General features: G+C 72.1%; 16 protein-coding genes and 2 pseudogenes. 2 read left to right on the forward strand and 16 right to left on the reverse strand.

Features of this window, described 5'->3' with window-relative positions:
- Positions 1–7: 7 nt before the first annotated feature.
- The 16 genes and pseudogenes from KN815_RS21020 to KN815_RS21095 form a co-directional block, all read right to left on the reverse strand.
- Complete coding sequence (locus tag KN815_RS21020) at positions 8–1,483, reverse strand: ABC transporter substrate-binding protein (protein ID WP_216343492.1); 1,476 nt, start codon at positions 1,481–1,483, stop codon at positions 8–10.
- A 5-nt stretch (positions 1,484–1,488) separates the two neighbouring features.
- Positions 1,489–3,366: a hypothetical protein gene (locus tag KN815_RS21025; RefSeq protein WP_253209137.1), complete on the reverse strand. Its 1,878-nt coding sequence runs from the start codon at positions 3,364–3,366 to the stop codon at positions 1,489–1,491.
- Positions 3,367–3,616: 250 nt separating this feature from the next.
- Positions 3,617–4,789, reverse strand: a complete 1,173-nt coding sequence (locus KN815_RS21030; protein WP_216343493.1) for an anhydro-N-acetylmuramic acid kinase — start codon at positions 4,787–4,789, stop codon at positions 3,617–3,619.
- Complete coding sequence (locus KN815_RS21035) at positions 4,780–6,177, reverse strand: MFS transporter (RefSeq protein ID WP_216343494.1); 1,398 nt, start codon at positions 6,175–6,177, stop codon at positions 4,780–4,782. Before KN815_RS21035 ends, KN815_RS21030 begins: the two co-directional genes overlap by 10 nt.
- Positions 6,178–6,352: 175 nt before the next feature.
- The gene (locus KN815_RS21040) at positions 6,353–7,609 is read right to left on the reverse strand and encodes a cellulase-like family protein (protein ID WP_216343495.1); all 1,257 of its coding nucleotides are present in this window, start codon (positions 7,607–7,609) and stop codon (positions 6,353–6,355) included.
- Positions 7,610–7,819: 210 nt separating this feature from the next.
- A complete protein-coding gene (locus KN815_RS21045; RefSeq protein WP_078638974.1) occupies positions 7,820–8,110 on the reverse strand; it encodes a DUF1876 domain-containing protein in 291 nt (96 codons plus the stop codon).
- 90 nt (positions 8,111–8,200) lie between these two features.
- Positions 8,201–8,812 carry an Rv1733c family protein gene (locus KN815_RS21050; protein WP_216343496.1) on the reverse strand — a complete coding sequence of 204 codons (612 nt, stop codon included), beginning with the start codon at positions 8,810–8,812 and terminating at the stop codon, positions 8,201–8,203.
- A 54-nt stretch (positions 8,813–8,866) separates the two neighbouring features.
- Positions 8,867–9,364, reverse strand: a complete 498-nt coding sequence (locus KN815_RS21055; protein WP_216343497.1) for a carboxymuconolactone decarboxylase family protein — start codon at positions 9,362–9,364, stop codon at positions 8,867–8,869.
- A complete protein-coding gene (locus tag KN815_RS21060) occupies positions 9,361–10,203 on the reverse strand; it encodes an aminotransferase class IV (protein WP_216343498.1) in 843 nt (280 codons plus the stop codon). The genes KN815_RS21055 and KN815_RS21060 overlap by 4 nt, the downstream gene beginning before the upstream one ends.
- Before the next feature lie 93 nt (positions 10,204–10,296).
- On the reverse strand, positions 10,297–10,893 hold the full coding sequence (locus KN815_RS52220) for an FAD-dependent monooxygenase (RefSeq protein WP_216343499.1): 597 nt from the start codon (positions 10,891–10,893) through the stop codon (positions 10,297–10,299).
- Between the two features lie 65 nt (positions 10,894–10,958).
- A pseudogene (locus tag KN815_RS52225) lies at positions 10,959–11,279 on the reverse strand (AMP-binding protein); the annotation flags it as partial.
- A 71-nt stretch (positions 11,280–11,350) separates the two neighbouring features.
- The gene (gene pabB / locus KN815_RS21075; protein WP_216343500.1) at positions 11,351–13,681 is read right to left on the reverse strand and encodes an aminodeoxychorismate synthase component I; all 2,331 of its coding nucleotides are present in this window, start codon (positions 13,679–13,681) and stop codon (positions 11,351–11,353) included.
- 39 nt (positions 13,682–13,720) lie between these two features.
- A pseudogene (locus KN815_RS21080) lies at positions 13,721–14,200 on the reverse strand (hypothetical protein).
- Positions 14,201–14,527: 327 nt separating this feature from the next.
- Positions 14,528–15,790 (reverse strand): ornithine--oxo-acid transaminase, encoded by a 1,263-nt coding sequence (gene rocD / locus KN815_RS21085; protein ID WP_253209136.1) that lies wholly within the window; start codon positions 15,788–15,790, stop codon positions 14,528–14,530.
- A complete protein-coding gene (gene ddaH, locus KN815_RS21090; RefSeq protein ID WP_216343501.1) occupies positions 15,790–16,599 on the reverse strand; it encodes a dimethylargininase in 810 nt (269 codons plus the stop codon). Before ddaH ends, rocD begins: the two co-directional genes overlap by 1 nt.
- A 134-nt stretch (positions 16,600–16,733) precedes the next feature.
- Positions 16,734–17,225, reverse strand: coding sequence for an Lrp/AsnC family transcriptional regulator (locus tag KN815_RS21095; RefSeq protein WP_078638964.1), 492 nt, complete (start codon positions 17,223–17,225; stop codon positions 16,734–16,736).
- Positions 17,226–17,747: 522 nt separating this feature from the next.
- Here KN815_RS21095 and KN815_RS21100 point away from each other — a divergent pair.
- Together KN815_RS21100 and KN815_RS21105 are read left to right on the forward strand one after the other, a co-directional pair.
- Complete coding sequence (locus tag KN815_RS21100) at positions 17,748–19,094, forward strand: beta-ketoacyl synthase N-terminal-like domain-containing protein (RefSeq protein WP_216343502.1); 1,347 nt, start codon at positions 17,748–17,750, stop codon at positions 19,092–19,094.
- 82 nt (positions 19,095–19,176) lie between these two features.
- Positions 19,177–21,892 (forward strand): type I polyketide synthase (locus KN815_RS21105; protein ID WP_216343503.1); only part of this gene is annotated, 2,716 nt, incomplete at its 3' end.

Raw genomic sequence — 21,892 nt, forward strand, 5'->3', positions numbered from 1 at the left:
CGGTCCGTCACTGCTTTCTGGCCGGCTCGCCCCGTCGTGCCGATACCTCCACCAGCTCCGAGCGCCCCTTCGCGTTGAGATGCAGGATCGGAATGGCCTTGTTCCGTGGATTGCCATCGTTCTCGAACGAGATGAACCCGCCGGCCCCCGGCACCTGGTGGCTGTCCATCTGGTGGAACATCCGCGCCACCGATTCCCCGGTCACCTCGCCCTGCGAGCCGTTGGCCATCTGGATGCCCTGGGCGGCGGTGAGCACCGCGTCATGCGCCATGATGGCCTGGCCGTCATGGCGCGGGTCGCTCGGGAACCACTGATCCAGCGACCCGCCCGGCTGGAAGTGGCGGGCCGAGGGACCGGAGACGGATTTGGGGTCCTTCTGCCACATATCGGGGTGCGCCAGACCTGTGTAGAACACCTCCACCCCGGTGTCGGCGGCGTGTCGGAGTTCCTTGGCGGTGAGGTTGGTGGTGTCGTCACCGGTGATCACCTTGAACTTCCGCTCCTGGCACGACCGGTTGGCGATCCAGTCCAGGAACCGGGTGAGGTGCTTGCCGCGGCCCGCGAAGAAGACCGCCTGCGGCTTCTGTCGGCATAGCTGGTCCGACATATAGCGCATCTCGTTCTGCCAGGCGCTGCGCACCGAGGAGTCGTACCTCATCCGGTCCGCCACCAGCCGATGGCCCTCGGCGTCCTGGAAGACCTCGGTGAAGGCGCGCCCCAGCGACTTGGCGTAGTAGTTGCCCTGCGCGTCGTCCTGGACCACCACCGCCGTACGGACCTTCTCCTTCTTGAGGTACGCGGAGGCGGCGTACGCCTCGTCCACATTGGTCGGGGAGACCCGGACGAACCCCTTGATGCCCTCGATGTTGGTGGCCGTCATGGTGCTGGCGACCAGGGCGAGACCGTGGGCCGACAGCCGCTTCAGCGCGCGCAGGCTCTCCTGGGTGCTGGGGCCGAGTCCGGTGACCGCGACCAGCTTGTCGGCGGAGGTCTTCCGGTCGATCAGCTCGTCGACGGTGTGTTCCCAGTGGCCCGCGTTGCTGCCCATATTGGCGATCAGCAGCTTGATCTTGGGGGAGGAGCGGAGATCGCCTTGGTTGTGCCGGCGCTGTGCCAGATAGGCGCCCTCCAGCTCGTGCCGGACCGATTCCTCGGAGTTGCTGTCGTCGTCGGTCAGGGTGAAGGAGGTCATATAGGCGACGCTGACATACGGATCCTTGTCGGCGTCCTTCTCCACCCGGTCGTTCTCCGCCTTGATCTTCTCCTCGACGGCCTTCAGATGCCCGGCGAAGTGGTACGAGCCGTCGGTGACACCCACGCACTCGCGAGCCTCGCCCATCTTGACGACGCCGTCGCCGCACCGCGCCCGCTTCTCCTGGATCCAGTTCACGGTGAGGGGGACCGCCACCCCGAGCAGTGCGACGACGATCACGCCGATCACCACCCGGCGCACGATATGCAGTGGCCATTCCAGTCTCGGCACCGGTCTCACCCCTCGCCCGCGCTCGTCAGCGGATGGCGCCAGTGGCGGTACCGCTCCGCCTCGTTGAACAGGGCCACGATGTCGTTCCTCCGCAGTCGTGAGAGCTGGTTGAACCCGTCGGCGATCATGTCGTTGAGCCGCATTCCGGGGTCGGCCAGCGGATCGCTCCACACCCAGCGCACCGTGATCAGCTCCCGGATCACCGAGGCGGCGGTGACCGCCTCCGGAGGCTCCTCCGGGGCGAGGCCGGCGAGCAGCTCCAGCGGTCCGCCGGCCTGGCCCAGCCGGTTGGGCGCGGCCGTGATCGTGTTGAACTCGCTGATCCACTGGGCCGCGGGCACCGTCGGGAAGCGCGCCACCAGATAGCCGGTCACCTCGTCGATCCGCTCGGCCGCCAGCCGGTGGTACATCTCCTGGACGGTGCGCCCCTCGGACCTGAAGTGCTCGGCCAGCAGCTCGTGCACCGCGTCCCAGTCGTCCGGACGCGCGGCCAGCCGCCACAGCAGCAGCCGCCGCGGCCAGGGGTGGAGGGCCGGGGTCACCGTGCCCGGGCTGTGCAGCAGCCAGCGGCCGCGGACCTCGCCGAACAGCGAGTCGCCCGAGCCCAGCAGCCGGGTGCCGATGGACAGATCGCGCGCCGCCGCGCACTCCTCCAGCGCCGCCCGCTGCATGGGGTCGAAACCGCGCAGCAGATGGTCCAGGGCGGCCTCCACCAGCGTCCGGGTGTCCTCGCCCTCCCGCGGCGTACGGTCCGGCAGGGTGCGCAGCCAGCGGTCCTGCTCGGCGCCGTCCTCGGTGGGCACGGTCGAATGCCGGAACAGCTCGAGGACCTGGCTGACCGCCCGGGGGAGCCCCGCGGTCAGCCGGTGGATGAAGGGCGCGAGCCGGGTGAACGGCGCGAGGTCGGGGTGGTGGCGCAGCTCCAGCTCGATCCGGATGCGCACCTCGTCCAGATTGAGATCGCGCAGCCGCAGCGGATACCACCAGGTGTCATCGCTGTCCCGGCCCGGCCGGTGCTCCGTCCAGTCCGTGAGGGAGGCCCGGTCCGGGCCGCGCAGCCGCCAGGGCCACTGATCGCCGGTGGCCGGGCCCCAGCGGGGCAGCCATCGGTTGGAGCTGGCCACGACGGTGAGCGGATCGCAGTCGGCGCCCGCCACCACGGAGTCGTCATGACGGGCCCGGATCAGCAGATCGAGGAAGCGACGGCCGTACTCCGTATGGGAGTTGTCGAGCAGCAGCAGATAGGAGCGGGGCATGAACGAGTGGCGCACATTGCCGCGCATATCCTCCAGCAGGGCCGAGAACAGCACCCGGTCCAGCCGCTCCTGATCGTCCTCGTCCCCGTCGTGGCGCCACAGGTTGAGCTCGACCAGCGCCTCCCACGGATCGCGGCTCTGGAGCAGCGGATGGCCGCCGTACCAGGCGGCGCTGCTGGTGAACTTGCGGCCCGGCAGCCGCCTCCGGCCGCGCCGCAGCGCGTCCCGCAGCAGCGCGAGCGCCGCCGTGGAGGCTCCGTCGGGGGCGCCCACGGCGCCTCCGGCCACTTCGAAGAAGGCGGCGAGATAGTCGCCGTAACGCGCCTCCGCCCGCTCCTGGAACGCGTCCAGCTCCCGCCGGATATTGCGCCGCCCCTCGGCCAGGCTCGTCATCCGCAACTGGTGGTCCGAGGCGAGCAGACCGAGGGTGAGCCGCGGGAAGTGGGAGCGGCGGTAGCGCGGAAGCTTGCGCTCCAACTGGCGGGCGATCAGCGCCAGCCCGTACCGCGGCAGCAGCGACTGCTCACCGCCGAGATTGATATACGCGAACGGCGTCTCGGGCCCGAATTTCTCCATCAGCGCGCCATGGGCCTCGCTGGCCCCACTGCCGCGCGGCCCCAGCAGCATGATCACCGGCCGCTCGTCGGCGGGCCCCAGCCTGAGACACTCTCCGACCAGACTGATGATCCCGCTGCGGCCTCTTAAGCCCACACCCATACCGGATTCCGCCACGTGCCCCCGTCCCCCCGTCGGCCCCCCGTCGGCAACTCGTGGGGTCTTTACCCACGTTCGCCCCTTCTATAGCCGACCGTTCCCAACGTACCCCGAGTATGGCCGATGCCGACATCCCCTTTACCGGCCACGCGCCGCCGCCCGCTCAGCGGCGGAAGATCTCCAGCCGGGTGGGCGCCGGCCGGCCCGGTGCGGGCAGGGTGAGGCCGCGGCGCCCCGGGGTGATCGACCCCAGCACGCTGGCATGGCGGGCGCCGGTGCAGCTCGGTGCCGTACCGGCCAGCCCATGGGCGGTCAGAAAGGCGAGGACGGCGAAGGCGTACGCCTCCTTCGCCGCCGCCGGAAGGCCGAGTTCATCGGAGGTCCGCAGCCCGATGGTGCCCAGCGCCCGGCGCAACGCCCCCATCAGGGTGGGGTTGCGGGTGCCGCCGCCCGAGGCGATCACCTCGGTGGCGTGCACCGACCGCACCGCGCCGGCGACGGTACGGGCCGTCAGCTCGGTGACCGTGGCGACCACGTCATCGTCCGGCACCGGGCCCGTGGCGGCCAGGGCCGCCCGCAGATAGGAGCCGTGGAACAGCTCCTTGCCGGTCGTCTTGGGCGCGGGCAGCGCATAGTACGGCTCGGCCAGCAGCCGCTCCAGCAGCGGCTCGTGGACGGTGCCGCGCGCCGCCATGGCGCCGTCCACGTCATGGTCCAGCCGGCCGCACGTCAGATCGCCGACCGCCGCGTCGATGAGCGCGTTCGCCGGGCCGGTGTCGCAGGCCAGCGGATCGCCGGCGCTCGACACCACCGTGATGTTGGCGATCCCGCCCAGGTTCAGGGCGGCGCACACACCGGGGCGCCCGCGCAGCCACAGGGCGTCCACCAGGCTGACCAGGGGAGCGCCCTGGCCGCCCGCGGCCACATCACGGGTGCGCAGATCGGAGACGACGGGGCAGCCGGTGGCCTCGGCGATCCAGGCGGGCTGGCCGAGCTGAAGCGTCCCGTGCACCCGCCCGTCCTCGGCCCAGTGGTACACCGTCTGGCCATGGGAGCCGATGAGGTCCGCGCGGCTCTCGCACAGCTCCCGGTCGGCGCGGGCCGCGAGCGCGGCGAACGCCTGGCCGATACGGGTGTCGAGCGCACACACCTCCTTCATGGTGGTGGCCGCCGGGGGCAGCGCGGCGCTCAGCGCCGACCGCAGCGCCTCCGGATACGCCTCGCCGACCATCCCCAGCGGGGCCAGCACCACGGTGTCGCCGTCCAGCACCAGATCGGCTGCCGCGGCGTCGACCGCGTCATGGGATGTGCCCGACATCAGACCGATCACGCGCATGGTGTCTCCTCCTCCGTCTCGACGGCCTTCCCCGCCCGCGCCACCTCCGGCAGCGCGCCGCGATGGTCCTCCCCGCGCAGGGTGAGCAGTGCGAGCACGCTGATGGCGCAGGTCACCGTCACGTAGTAGGCCGGGATGTCGACCTCGCCGGTGTGCTTGATCACCTCGGTGATGATGAGCCCCGCGCATCCGGAGAACACGGCGTTGGACAGCGCGTACGCCAGTCCAAGACCCGTGTAGCGGACCCGGGTCGGGAACATCTCGGCGAGCATGGCCGGACCCGGGCCCGCCATCAGGCCCACCACCACGCCCGCGACGAACACCGCTGCTGCCTGGACCCACGCCGAACTGTCCGGCTCCTGCAACACATTGAGCAGCGGGAAGGCCAGCACCGCCACCAGCGCGGCCCCGGTCAGCATCACCGGCCGCCGCCCGATCCGGTCGCTGAGCAGGCCCGCCGGGAGGATGGAGAGCGCGAAGCCCGCGTTGGCCACCACGGTGGCGACCAGCGCCTGCTGGAAGGTGGCGTTCAAGGTGGCCTGGAGATACGACGGCATGACGACCAGGAAGGTGTAACCGGCCGCCGCCCAGCCCATGATGCGCGCGGCCCCCATGACGATGGCCCCGGCCAGTTCACGCGGGTCCGCCACCCGCTCCGGTACGGCGGACGGTGCCCCGGGGCCCGGCGCCGTGCCGGTCTCCCCGTCCGCCGCCGCACGGAAGAACGGGGTCTCCTCCAGCCTCAGCCGCAGCCACAGCGCGACCAGCCCGATCGGCAGGGTCGCCAGGAACGGCAACCGCCACCCCCAGTCGCCCAGCGACTCCTCGCTCATCACCATGGCCAGCAGCGCCGCCACACCGGCCCCGGCCAGCAGCCCCAGCGCCACGGTGAACGACTGCCACGCCCCGTAGAGCCCGCGCCGGCCCGGTGGCGCGAACTCCGTCATGATCGACACCGCACCGCCGAACTCCCCGCCCGCGGACAGCCCCTGGAGGATCCGCAACAGCGTGAGCAGCCAGGGCGCGGCCGCGCCCAGCGTGTCGTACGTGGGCAGCACGCCGATGAGCGTGGTGGCGCCGGTCATCAGCAGCAGCACCAGGATCAGCGTGGGCCGACGGCCGATCCGGTCGCCGATCCGGCCGAAGACGGCGGCGCCGATGGGGCGGAAGAAGAACGCGATCCCGACGGAGGCATAGGTCTTGACCAGGCCCTCGAGCTCGTTGCCGCCGTGCGGGGTGAAGAAGTTCGCCGCGATGATCGTCGCGAAGAAGCCGTAGACACCGAATTCGTACCACTCGATGAAGTTGCCGACCGAACCGGCCACCAGCGCACGGCGCGGGGCCCGCCCGGTGGCACGCTCGCTTGGGTCCGCTGGGGACGTCGTCACATTCGGGCCCTTTCGCCGTCACCGCCAAGGGGAATGTGATGTGCGTACCCGTTGAGGGCGGCGGCTACCGGTGCGAGCGCGGCTCCAGTGGCGCTCGAGGGCCTGGCGGAACCTGGCGAACGCCTGCCCTCATGACGTGCGTCATCGTCACCGGAGCCGCCTTCGGTCGCGCGCGTCAGCCGCGCAGCACCGCGTTGCACTCCCGCTGGAGTGCGACGTCCTGCCACATCGGGTGCTGGGGCGCCGCGTTGGAGCACACCACCGCGCCCCACGCGCCCACCCGCGCCGACTCCTCGACGGCGCGGCGGCAGAACGCGGCCCCCACCGGGCCCTCCTCGAAGGTCCCGTGCAGCGGGGTGTAGCCGATCCAGCCCTCGCCGAAGACCAGCGGGACCCCGCTCCCGGCCGCCCAGTCCGCGGCAGCCTCGATCCAGGTGGTCAGCCGCTGCTCCATCGCCAGACGGTGCAGGGCATAGCGGTCGTACAGCCAGGCGTCCCAGCGGTCGGGGTCGCACCAGTCGTGGACGTAGATCTCCCGGGGGCCGACCGTGGTGGCCTCCAGCCGCCAGCGGTCGCCGGGCGGAGGAGCCCAGTCGGCCAGATCGGGCGCGCCGGGGCGCAGCAGCTCCCGGCGGACCGGCTCCTGGGCGAAGGGGCGGCCCCGGTCGCGGATGGCGAAGGTGGCCAGAAGCTCGTCCAGCACCCCGTAGACGTAGGGGTGGAAGACCGCCACATCCACCTCGCGGGGGACCCCGCGCAGCGAACCGACCGGCACCTTGGCGTAGTTGACCGTGACGGGCCGGTTGGGGTGGCGCTCCTTGAAGCGCGCGATGCCCCGCTCCAGCCGCGGCCGCAGGGCGACGACCTTGTCCTGGCCCGCCAGCCCCTCGGTGAGCCGGCTGCCCTGGACCTCGTTGTGCAGCTCGGTGAAGGCGATCCGGTCGTCCAGACCGTGGATCACCAAAAAGTCGATCAGATCGGCCAGCGCGTCCGCGAGCGCCTCGGGGCGCCGCTCGGGATCGACGGCCATCAGCGCGTCGAACCAGGCACGGTCCTCGCCGAACGAAGGGCTCTGCTGGTACTCCCAACTGGAGAGGATGACGAAGCAGTCATGGCGCAGGGCCGCCTCGAACAGCTCGCGCAGCCAGGCCCGTCCGTCGATCTCGCCCCCGCCGGCCACGTCGTACCAGCGCATCCGCTGTCCGTACGCGCCGCCCAGGCCCGAGGGCCGCAGCTTGTCCGTGTCGAGCCGGGAGCCGAAGAGCAGGAACGGCATGGCGCAGATGCGCACGGTGTTGTAGCCGCGCGTCACGGCCTCCGCGAAGGCCCGGTCGAGGTCGGCGAAGGGCTCGCCCGGGCCGGTGCGGGTGTACCAACTGAAGTCCCACAGCGAGATGGTCAGTTTGTCCGGCAGATGCGGCGACAGCGTCACAGGAGGCTCCCCGCGGTCGGCGGCTCGGCGATGAGAGACCGGTTCATCGTCCGGGGGTGCCGAACGGGCTGTCAAGATGTATTCATAAATAATGGCCAGCGCTGGCGGGGGCGTACTTCCGCACCCTTACGCCGGCCTTCGCCGAGGCCGTCAGAGCCTGCCGGACCTCGCTCCTGAGGTCCGTACTACGGCCGTGTCGGGTCCGGCTCCTCAGGCGATCCAGCCGTAGCCGGGCCGCGGCCTGCGCGAGGCCGGGGGCGCGCCCACGCTCTCCAGATCCCGCTCGGCGGCGTGCACGAGCTGCTGCCCCAGGTCGCTGAGCGCCCGCGCGGCGGCGAGCTCATCGCCGATCACGGGCACGTCCTCGTCGTCCGGGTTGCACCGGGCCAGTCCCCGGCCGGTGAGCGCCGCGGACCCGGTGTCCAGCTCGACGCGGGCCGTGGTCCGCCCCTCGTCCTCGGAGAGGTAGAGATGGACCCTCCACTCCACTGTGTGCGACATGGTCTGCTCCTCACTTCCGGCGGCCGCCTCTGGTGGCGGTGGCTGATCTCCGGCGGCCGCGCAACCCCGCGGAGGCGGCCGGAGCCCCGCTCAGCGGCGGTTCCGGCCGGACCACGCGGGTTCCACCACCTTCCACTCTGCCTCCCAGCGCGCGTATCGCCTGCGGCCCAGGGTCCGCTGGACCCGGGCCCGCCCCATGAACGCGACCGCGGCCACCGCCGCCGCGGTGACACAGCCGGTGAACCAGCCCATGGTCCGCGCGGTCGCCGGGGAGGAGGGCGCCTGCGCCAGGGCGCCCTCGCGGTTCACCCAGACCCGCACCTCGCCCCCCGAGCCGCCGCCGGACACCGTGGCGGTGCCCGTATGGCGCTCACCGTCGTCGGCGACCCAGCGCACCCGCGCCTGCCGCGGCTCCCGCACATCGGTGTGGTCCGGCCCGGGCGGGGCCTCGGCGAGCCGTGCGGTGATCTGGTGCCGCGCCGAGGTCTCGGCGGCCACGACGCGCATCTGGGAGGCGTGCGCCGCGTACCCCGCGCTGATCGAGGCGGCCGGCAGCCCGACCGCGAGGATCAGCACGAACAGCACGGTGCAGCAGGTCTGGATCCGGTCCGTCCGGCGGCGCAGCGGATGGGGACCCCTGGCCGGACGCCTGGGCAGGGGCGGACGCGGCCCGAATACGCGTCGCGGTCCGTGGGTGTTCATGGTCTGGCCTCCAGCGAGTGCTGACACCGGCGAGCGCTCGCACCGGTGTCGGGGTCAGGAGCGCGGGGCGGGCTGATGGGCGCCGGGCACCATCCGTGCGCTGATCGCCGTGCGGTTGCAGGCGTTGATCACGACGGCGGCCCAGATCACCGCCGTCACCTGCGGTTCGTCGAACACCTCGCGGGCCGCCGCGTAGACCTCGTCCGGCACCTGGCCGTCCTGGACCGAGGTCACCGCCTCGGCCAGCGCGAGCGCGGCCCGCTCCCGCTCGGTGAAGAACGGGGTCTCCCGCCAGGCGCCGAGGGTGTGCATCCGCTGCTCGCTCTCGCCCTGAGCGCGGGCGTCCTTGGTGTGCATGTCCAGGCAGAAGGCGCAGCCGTTGAGCTGCGAGGCGCGGATGCGCACCAGTTCCAGCAGCTCGGGCTCGACCCCCGCCGCCCGGGCCGCCCGCACCGCCGCCCGGTGCAGCTCGCCCATCGCGGCGGAGACCTCGGGGGCGAGGCCCTTCAGATCCAGCCGGGCGGTGGTACGCGCCGGGGTGGTCGTCGTCATCGGTGAACTCCGTTCGTCGAAACCAGGGGATCGCAAGCGCCGTCCAGCCAGGACTGCCAGGAGGCGGCGCGCAGCGCCGGGCCCGCCCGCAGCGGACGGCCCAGCCAGGCGGTCACCGGGCGGATTCCGTGCACCGCGTTGACCAGCCACACCTCACGGCCGTCCAGCTCCTGCACGGTGCGGCTGCGGTGCTCGGTGCGGACGCCCAGCTCGGCCGCCCGGTCCTGGAGCAGCGCCGAGGTCACGCCCGCCAGCAGCGGAAGCCCCGGGGGCGGCAGACACAGGACGTCGTCCTCCCACCACAGAACGCTCGCCGTCGTCCCCTCCAGCACCAGGCCGGAGGGGGTGGTGAGCATCAGCTCCTGCGCGCCCCGGGCGGCGGCCCGCTCGCGCAGATGCGCCAGCAGGGGGAGGTCGGGGCCCTTACGGCGGGGATACGACCGCGGATCGAACTCCTCGGTCAGGCATACGGTCACATTGGCCGTCCGCGGCGGCGCCGGGCGTATCCGCAGGAACAGCCGGGCCGGCTCCGGACCGGCCAGCTCGACCCGCGGGAACCAGCGCTCGGTACGGGGCAGGGCGGCGATCGCCTCGCGCCAGAAGCTCTCGATCCGGGCGGGGGAGTCGCCGGACGCCTCGACGCACGCGGCGACGAACCGGCGGCGGTGGTGGTCGAGCCCGCGCACTCGCCCGTCGTCGACCAGCCAGGAGTCGGCGGCCAGCAGGGCGGCGTCCGGCACCGCCCGGGAGGGCGTCAGCCCGCCGTCCTCGCGCCACATCAGCGTCCACTGCTTCTGGTCCGACGCGTCGGCGTGACCGATGTTCTGTGCAGCGACCATGTCCGCTTCCACGTCTCCGTCCCGATGGTGTCCGAAGCTGCTTCCGGTGTTTCCGGTGTTCCGGCATCCGATGAGTGCTGTCCGGCCGGATTCCTAGCCGCGTTCGCTGGATTGCCGGTCAATAGCCGCGCGCCGGACCGCCCCGGCGGCCTCGCTGTTGTGCAGGGCCGCGCTCCGGCGGGCGACCGCGTACCCGGCCACCGCCGCGGGTCCCCGCGACGGCTCGGAGCAGGCCGCCGACACCGCCTCGGCCGCCGCCACCGCGTCCGCGATGCCGCTGTTCATCCCGCGGGCCCCGAAGGGCGGGAACAGATGCGCCGACTCACCGGCCAGCAGCACCCGGCCCGACGGATCGGCGAACGACCCGGCGACCTTGCGCAGGAAGTGGTACCGCGACACCCACAGCACCCGGTGGGCGCAGCCCTCGCCCACCAGCCGGGGCAGCCAGCGGCGCACGGCCTGCTCGGTGCCGAAGGACTCCGGCGGATCGTCCGCGCGGCACTGGAGATCGATCTGGAAGCCCCCGGTGAACGGCACCCGCAGTACGGTGCGGCCGCCGGTGCCGGGGTGCTCGTAGTGGAAGACCCGCTCGACCGGCAGGTCCCCGCCGGCCGGATCCGCCACGTCCACGACCACGTGGTACCCCTCGGACCGGGTGCCCTCCAGCGGGATGTCCAGCGCCCCGCGCACGCCCGGACCAGCGCGGCGCGCGAGTCCTCGGCCATGCAGCGGTGGTCATCCGCGGTGAGCGCGGGATTGACCAGCACCGCCGTCGCGCCCAGCCGGGCGGCGGCCAGAAACGTGGTCACCCACATGATGCCGTCGGGTAACGCGAGCAGCACCCGGTTCCCGGCCGCCACCCCGCGGCCCGCCAGTACGGTGGCGGCGCGCTCGGCGCGGTCGTGGACCTCGCCGTGGGTCCAGACCCGGTGGCCCTCGAAGAAGGCGGCCCGGCCGGACCAGCCGCGGCGGTCCGCGAGCGCCGCGAGATGCGCGGCCACATTGGCGGAGACCGTGGGGCCGGTGGGCATGGGCGGTGCGGACATCGAGGCGGCGGACATCGAAGCGGCGGTCATCGAGGCGGCAGTCGTCGAAGCGGCTGTCGTCGAAGCGGCGGACACCGATGCGGCGGACACCGACAGGGCGGTCACCGGCCGGGCTCCTGCGCCGCGGGGGCCGGTGGCGCCGTGGCGGCGGCCACGAGCAGGTCGTCCATCTCCCCACCGGGCTCCCCTGCGGGGACGGGCTCCACGGCCTCGTAGGCACGCATGGTGGCGGCCGTCTTCAGCAGCATTTCCTCGTACTCCTCGGCCGGATCGGAGTCGAGCACGATGGCGCCGCCCGCGCCGATGTGCATCCGGCCGCCGGTGAACACGGCCGTACGGATGACGATGTTGAGGTCGGCCGCGCCGTTGCAGCTCAGGTAGCCGAGCGCCCCGGAGTAGACACCGCGGGCCTCGGTCTCCAGAGAGTCGATGATCTCCAGCGTGCGCAGCTTGGGGGCCCCGGTCATGGAGCCGCCCGGGAAGCAGGCCCGGACGCAGTCGACGGAGGTCGTCTCCTGGCGCAGCCGGCCGCGCACGGTGGAGACCAACTGGTGGACGGTGGCGTAGGTCTCGGTGTTCATCAGGCGCGGTACGTACACGCTGCCCGGTGCGCACACCCGCCCCAGATCGTTGCGGAGCAGGTCCACGATCATCAGGTTCTCGGCGCGGGCCTTGGGGCTGGAGGCGAGGGCGGCCAGCGCCCGCGCGTCCTGCTCCGGGTCCCGGCCGCGCGGCGCGGTGCCCTTGATCGGCTTGGCCTCGGCGGTGCCGTCGGGGGTGATGCGCACAAACCGCTCGGGGGAGGCACAGGCCACATCGGTGCCGCCGAACCGCAGATAGGCGGCGTACGGCGCCGGGTTGAACCGCCGCAGGGCCCGGTAGAAGGCATAGCTGTCGCTCGGGGCGGGCAGCCAGGCGGCGTTGGTCAGGCAGATCTCATAGCTCACCCCGGCGCGCAGCTCCCGCAGACATGCCTCGATCGAGGCCAGATACCGCTCCCGGTCCCGCACCAGCCAGGGCTCCACGGCGGCCGTGGTGGCCAGGGCGGGCGGCTGCGGGGCGGGGCCGGTGAGCGTCGGCATCCCGCTGAGTACGGTCACGGTGGTGTCCAGCCAGTCCTTCGCCTTCCGGTGGCCGTCGGGGGTGTCCTCGGTGAGGCAGCAGATGTAGGTGACGCCCTCCTGGTGGTCGACCGCGACGAACCGGTCGGCGAACAGCCAGCAGGCGTCCGGGGTGGCGGACCGGTGGCGGCCCGGGGCGCCGCAGTCGGCCTTGAGCTCATAGCCGAAGTAGCCCACATAGCCGCCGGTGAAGTCGAAGGGGAGACCGGGGGCGGTCACCCGGCGGCGGGCCAGCTCCCGTTTGAGGTAGTCGAAGACGCTGCCCTCGACCCGGACGGCGGGCCGTCCGGCCCGCTCGACCTCGCAGACGCCGGTGTCGGTGTCGTAGCGGACGAACTCGGCGAGCGGGCCCGTGCCGTCCCCGAGGAAGGAGAACCGCGCCTCGTCGGACTCGGCGCGCGAGCTGTCGAGCCAGAACGCGTGCGGCGCCTTCGCGTACAGCCGAGTGAAGGCCGCCTCGGTATCGGTGGCATCGGCCAGCCACCGGGCGTGCAGCCGGTAGGCGGGGCCTTCCGGGGACGTCTGCGCCGGGGCGCCCGGGTCGGGGTCGAGCCGCGCCAGTTCCGCTCGGGGGGCCGCCTCGGGGGCCTGCGGGGAGTCCGGTGCGGCGGGAGGCTCCGGGGCCGGTGCGGCGGCCCTGCGGGCGCGGCGCGGCTCCTCGGTAGAGGCAGAAGCAGAGGCGGAGGCGGGGGCCACGGTCGAGGTCACCGACTCGCCGCCTGCATGCTCGACGGTCAGATCGCGGAAGTTGCCGAGCATACGGTGGCCGTATCCGGTCAGCACCGACTCCGGGTGGAACTGGACGCCCCACAGCGGACGGGCCCGGTGCCGCACCCCCATCAGCACACCGTCCTCGGACCAGGCGATGCCCTGAAGCCCCAGCGGCAGCGGCTCGGCCACACACAGCGAGTGATAGCGAACGGCCGTGAAGTCCTGCGGCAGACCGCGGAACAGCCCGCGCCCGCCGTGTTTGATCCGGGACAGATGCCCGTGCTTCGGTCCGGGCGCGGGCACCACCCGTGCCTGGGCGCCGAGCGCGATTCCCTGGTACCCCAGGCACACCCCCAGCACCGGAATGGTCGACCGTTCGATCAGCCGGGCGGTGGCGCCGAAGTCCCGTGGATCGGCCGGATGTCCGGGGCCGGGGGAGAGCACGATGTTGTCGAACGCGGTCAGATCGATGTCCGCGCATTCCGGCGCGTCATGGAGAAGCACCTCCGGTTCCTCGCCGTTGACCTCGGTCAGCAGATGAAAGAGGTTGTACGTGTACGAGTCGTAATGATCGACGAGGAGTGTCCTCAGCGATTCCATCCGGATTTGCCTCCTTGCGATGAGAAAACCGGCCGGGGATCACCCGCCCCGGCCGTCGGGCCGTGGCGCGTCGCCCACCCACCGGCGAGCGCGCGGGCCGTCGGCCGCCATCCGCCTGTGACGTCCTCGTATCGACTGAAGCGGCGGGTAGAGCCTTCTTCAGAATCCGCTGGAGCCGTGGCATGACCAGCCAGGTCACCATCGCGGTTACACCAAGGCACAGCGCCAGGGTCCGCAGCAGGAAATTGGTGTCCCTGATGAACGGGATCACCAGCACATTGAAGATGAGGACCGGAGGGAACACCGCGCTCAGATTCACCGTGCCGGGCCTTCCGCCTCGAACCGGTAGAGGACATGCCACTCCGAGGAGGCCGAACCGGATCCCATGACCCCGCCTCCGAGATATCCCGGAAGGCTTGCCGCGGCATTGAGCATCTCGATCGCCCAGGCATGGAACTCGCTTTCGCGGCCGGGGTCCACCCGGTATGCGGCAGTCACCGTGACCGGCTCACCGTCCACTCCAGCCGCAACTCCTTTCCGCGCCATGACGTTTGTCTTCTTCGCCGCGCCGACCCTGCGAGAACTGCCAACTTCTCGTCAGGTCCACCCGGCGAGATGACACGAAGTGTTCCACACCGTGCGATCGGGAACAGTGGAATACTCAACAACGTACATAAAAACTCGAAAAGGCCGCCGTGACCTGGGCGTTATCTGTGATCCGGCGTTCTCGCGGCACCGCGGCAGGGTCGCTGGAAAAGATTTCGCGCGCGGATTGAACATGACGAAGCGCCGGGCCGTATGAAACGTAATGCGGCCCGGCGCTCCTCGTCGCTTTCGATCAATCGCTCAGCCGAGCACCTTCTCCAGCGCGGCCAGCGCCCCCTCCAGCTCCTCACGGGTGATGGTCAGCGGAGGTGCCAGCCGGATCGTCGACCCATGGGTGTCCTTGACCAGGATCCCCTCGGCCATCAGCCGCTCGCTCACCTCGCGCCCGGTGCCCAGGGCGGGGTCCACATCGACGCCCGCCCACAGCCCGCGGCACCGGTAGCCCACGACGCCCTTGCCGGTCAGCGTGGCCAGCCCGGCCTGAAGCACCTCGCCCAACTCGGTGGCGCGGCGCTGGAATTCGCCGGTGCGCAGCAGGTCGACCACGGCCGAGCCGACCGCCGCGGCCAGCGGATTGCCGCCGAAGGTGGAGCCGTGCTCGCCGGGGCCCAGCACTCCGAGCACCGCACGGTCGGCCACCACCGCCGACACCGGCACGATGCCGCCGCCCAGCGCCTTGCCGAGCAGCAGCACATCCGGCAGCACCGACTCGTGCTCGACGGCCAGGGTGGTGCCGGTGCGGCCCAGACCGGACTGGATCTCATCGGCGATGAACAGCGTCCCGGTGCGCCGGGTCAGCTCGCGCACCCCCCGCAGATAGCCGTCGTCGGGGATGACGACGCCCGCCTCGCCCTGGATGGGCTCGATGAGGACCGCAGCCGTGGTCTCGTCGACGGCGGCCTCCAGTGCCGCGAGGTCGTTGTACGGCACCACGCGGAAGCCCGGGGCGAACGGGCCGAAGCCCTCGCGGGCGACGGGATCGCTGGAGAAGCCGACGATCGTCGTCGTACGCCCGTGGAAGTTGTCGGCCGCCACCACGATGGTGGCCTGGTCCGGGGCGACGCCCTTGACCTCGTACGCCCACTTGCGGGCGACCTTGATGCCGCTCTCCACCGCCTCCGCGCCGGTGTTCATCGGCAGCACCATGGAGAGCCCGGTGAGCTCCGCCACCCCCTCGGCGAAGCCGGCCAGCCGGTCGTTGTGGAAGGCCCGGGAGGTCAGCGTGAGCTGGTCGAGCTGGCGGTGGGCCGCCTCGATCAGGGCCGGGTGGCGGTGGCCGAAGTTGAGCGCCGAGTAGCCGGCCAGCATGTCCAGATAGCGGCGGCCCTCGACGTCCCAGACCCAGGTGCCCTCGGCCCGGGAGACGACCACGGGCAGCGGATGGTAGTTGTGCGCGAGCGAGGACTCCTCGGCGCGGATCAGCTCCCGCGAGGAGCGGGCGGCGCGGACACCGTCCGCCGCGGCGGCGGTGGAACCGGCGGCGGTGGGGGTGGTGGCGGTCATCAGCGGATCTCCTGTGTGCAGCACTTGATGCCCCCGCCGGCCTTGTGCAGTTCCGACAGATCGACGGGGACGGGGACGTAACCGCGGTCGGTGAGCTGGTCGATGAGACCGGTGGCCCGGGGCGCGACGAAGACATGGCGGCCGTCGGAGACGGAGTTGAGCCCGAAGGCCATGGCGTCGTCGCGGGTGGCGATCAGCGCGTCGGGATAGAGCCGTTCCAGCACCTCACGGCTGCCGGGGGAGAACGCCTCCGGGTAGTAGGCGATGTTCTGGTCGTCGAGAACGAACAGCGCGGTGTCCAGGTGGTAGAAGTACGGGTCCACCAGCAGCAGGCTGATGGTCGGCACCCCGAAGAACTCCTGCACCTCCTGGTGGGCCGCCCGGGTGGTGCGAAAGCCCGTGCCCGCCAGGACGAAGGGCCCGGCCGGCACCAGGTCGCCCTCGCCCTCGCACACCGACTCCGGCGGATGGACGTCGAAACCGGCCGCCTTGAACCACCGTTCGTAGGCGAGCTGTTCCGGGCGGCGCTGCGGTGCGTGGAATCGCGAGCCGAAGACCCGGCCCTCCAGGACGAGGGCCGAGTTCGCCGCGAACACCATGTCCGGCAGCCCCGCCACCGGCTCGATGAATTCGACCCGATGGCCGTGCTCGCGGTAGGCGCTGATCAGCGTCTCCCATTGCGTCCGGGCGAGGTCGGTATCGACCTCGGTGTCCTCACGCATCCAGGGATTGATGGCATACCGCACATCGAAATATCTGGGGGCACAGGTCAAGAAGCGCCGGGGGCGCGGCACGCGCGTAAGGGACACGGAGGATTCCTCTCGCTTCCGCGGGCGACCGGGGGGGATGAATCAACGGTAGAAAACGGAGGAGAGGGGAGACAAGAAAGGAAGACTGCGTGTAGGCGCACCGATGCTGCGTGCTGAGGCCGTCCGGCGGCGGTTCATTGCGTCGCGGTCGCGGGTGGCGCCGAACCGGCCTCCGGACTGCCCGTGAGCAGGTGGGACAGCACCATGTAGCTGATCGTCTGGCGGACGAACGGTTCGGCCCGGATGCGCTCCAGCACCTCCTCGAAGTGCTCCACGTCGGTGGCCATCACATGCAGCAGCGCGTCCGCACCGCCGGTCACCGTCATGGCCGCGATGATCTCCGGATAGTTGCGCACGACCTCCGCGAGACGCCGGGGCGGTGCGGCGCTGTCGCAGTACACCTCGACATACGCCTCGGTCCGCCAGCCGAGGGCGGCCGGGCGCACAGTGGTGGTGAAGCCGGTGATCACATCGGTCTCCCGCATCCGGTCGACCCGGCGCTTGACCGCCGAGGCGGACAGCCCGATCGCGGCGCCGATCTCGGTGAAGCTGGTCCTGGCGTTGGCGACCAGTGCCGCGACGATCTTGCGGTCCAGATCATCGAACAGTGGGGGCGGGTACGTCATGGTTTGTCGTCCTTTACGGTTTTTGCCCCATGGGTAAAGGGCTCTTCCGTGCTTTCGAACCGCCCCATAGTCATTGAATGCCTGGGGCGCCTTTTTCTGTACGCTCTTTCAGAAAGATTCCACCAGAGGGGGGCGTGAACCGGGGCGCGGGCCCCTTCTTTCCAGGGGTCGCGCGGCACGGGCTCCGGGGGTACAAGGGCGGTGCGCCGGACCGGCCGAATCCACCTCGGTGATGCGGATACCACCTACCGGCCCATGTCCCCGCGGGCGTACCGTCATCTATTCCACCCGTCCTTCCCGAAAGGTGAGCGACTCCCGAACGGAGACGACTCACCATCCAACGGGGAAAGGCTTCGAGTACGCCCAACGCCGAGCCGTACGCGCCGAATTCGCCGGTGAACCGATTCCGGCACACCGACGGTGCCACCGCGCTTTCGGCGACGCGCCGCACCGGCGGGCCCGTACTCCGGTGTGAGCGAAAGGGACCACCGTCATGACTCTTTCCAGATTCGGCAGGGCGTCGTGAGCCCGCGCCACCACCCCTCCCGCCCGGCTCCGGGCGGTACCGGAAACCCCCGGGACGCCGTCGTCACCGGCCTCGGCTTCTGCCTTCCGGGCGGCGCCGAACCCGTCTTCACCGCGGCCCAGGTATGGGACATCGCCTCCCGGGGCCGCACCGTCCTCGGCCGGGACGGCAGCCACTACGGCTCGGTCCATCTGACGGCCGGGCAGTTCCAGGAGCGACTCCCCGACATCCCCGAATTCTTCTCCCGCCACTACACCGACGCCCACCGGTACGGCCTGGTCTCCCTCGTCGAGGCGTGCGCCGACGCCGAACTCGACCTGGCCGCGGGCGATCTGGGCGAGGCGGCCCTGCTCGTCGGCCGCGGCAGCGTGGACGCCAATGTGGACAGCTATCTCGCCCTGCTCGGCATCGACCCCGACTCGGCCACCACCCTCGACGCCCTGGAGATGTTCGTCGCGGCCGAACAGGCCGTGTCCCCCTCCGACGTGGCCGTCGTCCAGGGCGCGCTGACCCGGACCATCGGCCCCTGCTTCACCGTGTCCTGCGGCTGCTCCTCCAGCGCCGTGCAGATCGGCAACGCCCGCCGCCTCATCGCGACCGGCGAGACCGACCTCGCGGTGGTGACCGGCGTCGACGTCTTCAACGTCGGCCTGATCGAAAAGGGCCAGCGGCTGCTGCGCGGCGCCCAGCACGCCTACGACGGCATGGACGCCGCCGGAATGCCCGATCTGCTGCCGTCCTTCGACACCCTCATGCGCCCCTACGACCGGCGCGCCGACTGCATCAACCACGGCGAGGGAGCCGCCACCGTGATCCTGGAGAGCCGGGAAGCCGCCGAACGGCGCGGCGCCCACCTCTACGGCCAGGTGCTCGCCGCCGCCATGACCCGCGACGGCCTGGCCAACCCGCTCTCGGCCGACGACTCCGGCGCCCAGTTGGTCAGGGCCGTCCGCCTCTGCCTGGGCGACCGATGGCGGATCGAGCAGGTGCCGTACATCAACGGCGCCAGCGACGGCGGTGCCGCCGTCACCGCCATGGAGGCCAACACCGTCCGCGCGCTGTACGGCCCCGGCTCCACCGTGCTGCTGTCCTCCCAGGAAGGCTGCTTCGGCCACCATGGAGCGGCCTCCGGCTGCGTGGGCCTCGCCCTGACCCTGATGATGATGGAGTACGGCGAGGTGTGCCCCACGGCCAACTGCGAACAGCCCGCGGACGGGCTCTCCTTCGACCCCGTGCCCGGCACCCGCACCCGTCCCCTCGACTTCGACCACGCACTCAGCTTCAACTACCAGATCGGTGGCGTGAAGCACGCGATGCTGCTGGGCGGCCCGGACGCCACCTGAGTCCGTACACCCCCGCGGCGATCTCCACCCCACGGCCCCCACGGCCCCCACCCCGGGCCGAGCACCACCCACGGAGACCCCGATGAGTCAGCACACCCCCGCGCCCAGCCGTTCCCCCAGCCGCATCGCCATCGTCGGCATGGGCTGCCGGCTTCCCGGTGACACCGACTCGCCCGCCGCCCTGTGGCGGCTGCTGGCCGACGGACGCGACGCCGTCGGCGAACCGCCCGCCGAGCGCGCCGCGCTCTGGGCGGCCGACCCCACCACGACCGCCCCGCCCGAGTCCGCACCGCCCGTCCACGGCGGATATCTGCGTGATGTATCCGGCTTCGACGCCGACTTCTTCGGCGTCTCCGGGCGCGAGGCCGACATCCTCGACCCCCAGCACCGGCTCCTGCTCGAAGTGGCCTGGGAGGCCCTGGAACACGCCGGAATGCCACCCGACCGGCTCGGCTCCACCGCCACCGGCGTCTTCGCCGGGCTCAGCTACAACGACTACATGAACCGGCTCGACCGGCACCCCCGCGAGCTGGAGGGCTCCGCCCTGGCCAACGGGCACTGCGTCGCCACCGGCCGAATCTCCTACCTGCTCGGCCTGCACGGCCCCTCCGTGGCCCTGGACACCGCGTGCTCGTCCTCCCTGGTCGCCGTCCACCTGGCGGCCCAGGCGCTGCGCGCAGGGGAATGCGATCTGGCCCTGGCCGGCGGGGTCACCCTGATGTTCGAGCCGCGGATCACCCGCTCGTTCGACCGGATGGGCATGCTCTCGCACACCGGCCACTGCCACGCCTTCGACGCCGCCGCCGACGGCTTCGTCCGCGGCGAGGGCTGCGGCATCGTCGTCCTCAAACGCCTCACCGACGCCATGCGCGACGGGGACCGGATCCTGGCCGTGCTGCGCGGCTCCGCCGTCAACCAGGACGGCCACTCCGACGGGCTCGCCGCACCCTCCGCCACCGCCCAGCGCGCCCTGTACGAGGAGGCGCTCGGCCGCGCCGGGGTCGACCCCGGCGACGTCGGGATGGTCGAGGCCCACGGCACCGGCACCCCCGTCGGCGACCCGGTCGAATTCGCCAGCCTCGCCCAGGTCTACGGAACCGGCCGCGACCGCTGCGCCCTCGCCTCGGTCAAGACCAACCTGGGCCATCTGGAGCCCGCCGCCGGGGTCACCGGCCTGATCAAGGCCGTGCTGTGCCTGGGCCGTGGACTGATCCCGCCCAATCTGCACTTCACCCGGTGGAATCCCGCCATCGACGCCGACGGCACCCGCCTCTTCATCCCCCGCGAACTCACCCCCTGGCCGGTGCGCACCGGACCGCGGCTGGCGGCCGTGTCCTCCTTCGGCTTCTCCGGGACCAACGCCCATGTGGTGCTGGAACAACCCCCCGCACCCGCCACCCGCCCCGCACCGCGCCCCCGGCCCGCCACCCGCGCCGTTCCGCAGGTGTTCCTCGTCCCCGCCGGGTCCCCGGCCGCACTGCCATCCGCCGCGCGGCGGATGGCGGACTGGCTGGAGGGCGACGGCGCGGACACCCCGCTGCGCGACATCGCCCACACCCTGGCGCTGCGCCGCGCCGCCGGGCGCGGGCGGCTCGGCGTCACCACCGCCTCCCGCACCGAACTCATCGGCGCCCTGCGGGCGTTCGCCACCGGTCGGGCCCACCCCGCCGTGGTCACCGGCGCCGTGGGCGCTGAGGTCTCCCGCCGGCCGGTCTGGGTGTTCTCCGGACAGGGCTCCCAGTGGCCGGGCATGGGACGGCGGCTGCTGGCGAGCGAACCGGCCTTCGCCGAGGCGCTCACCGAGGCCGACGCCCTCATCGCCGCCGAGTCCGGATTCTCGGTGCTCGACATCGTCCGCTCCGGCGCCGCGGTGACCGGCTGCGACCGGGTGCAGCCCGTGCTGTTCGCCCTCCAGACCGCGCTCGCCGCCACCTGGCGCGCCCACGGCGTGCGGCCCGCCGGGGTCATCGGCCACTCCATGGGCGAGGTCGCCGCCGCCGTGGTGGCCGGGGCCCTCTCCCTGGCCGACGGGGCCAAGGTGATCTGCCGCCGCTCCGCCCTGCTCACCCGCGTCGCCGGGAACGGCGCCATGGCCACGGTGGGCCTCGGCGCCGACGAGGTGCAGGCCGAACTCGACACCGGCGGCGCCGCGGCGGCGGTCACCGTCGCCGTCATGGCCGCACCCGGCTCCACCGTGGTGGCCGGGGACACCGCCCACGTCGAACGGCTCGTCGCCGGCTGGCGGGCCCGCTCCGTGCCCGCGGCGCTGATCGCCGTGGACGTCGCCTCGCACTCACCCCAGGTGGACCCGCTCCTGGCCGATCTGCGCACCGCCCTCGCCGACCTCACCCCCCGCCGCCCGGACGTGCCCTTCTACACCACCGTCCTCGACGATCCGCACACCGCGCCCGCCTTCGACGCCGACTACTGGTGCGCCAATCTGCGCCACCCGGTCCGGTTCTCCGCGGCCATCGCCGCCGCCGCGGCCGACCGCCACCTGGTGTACGTCGAGATATCCCCCCACCCGGTCATCACCCACCCCGTCCAGCGCGGTCTCGCCGGTCTGGTCGAGGACCCCGTCGTCCTGCCCACGCTGCGCCGCGACGAGGACGAGCGGGCCACCTTCCGGACCCATCTGGCCGCGCTGCACTGCGCGGGCGTCCCCGTCGACTGGTCCGTGCTGTACGCGGACGCCGCCCTCGCCGACGTGCCGCCCATCACCTTCGACCGCACCCGCCACTGGGCCGGCGCCCCGCCCTCCGCGCCCTCCGCCGACCCGCCCGGCGCGGCTCCGGCCG

Source organism: Streptomyces niphimycinicus (genome assembly GCF_018883605.1).
Taxonomy (GTDB): domain Bacteria; phylum Actinomycetota; class Actinomycetes; order Streptomycetales; family Streptomycetaceae; genus Streptomyces; species Streptomyces niphimycinicus.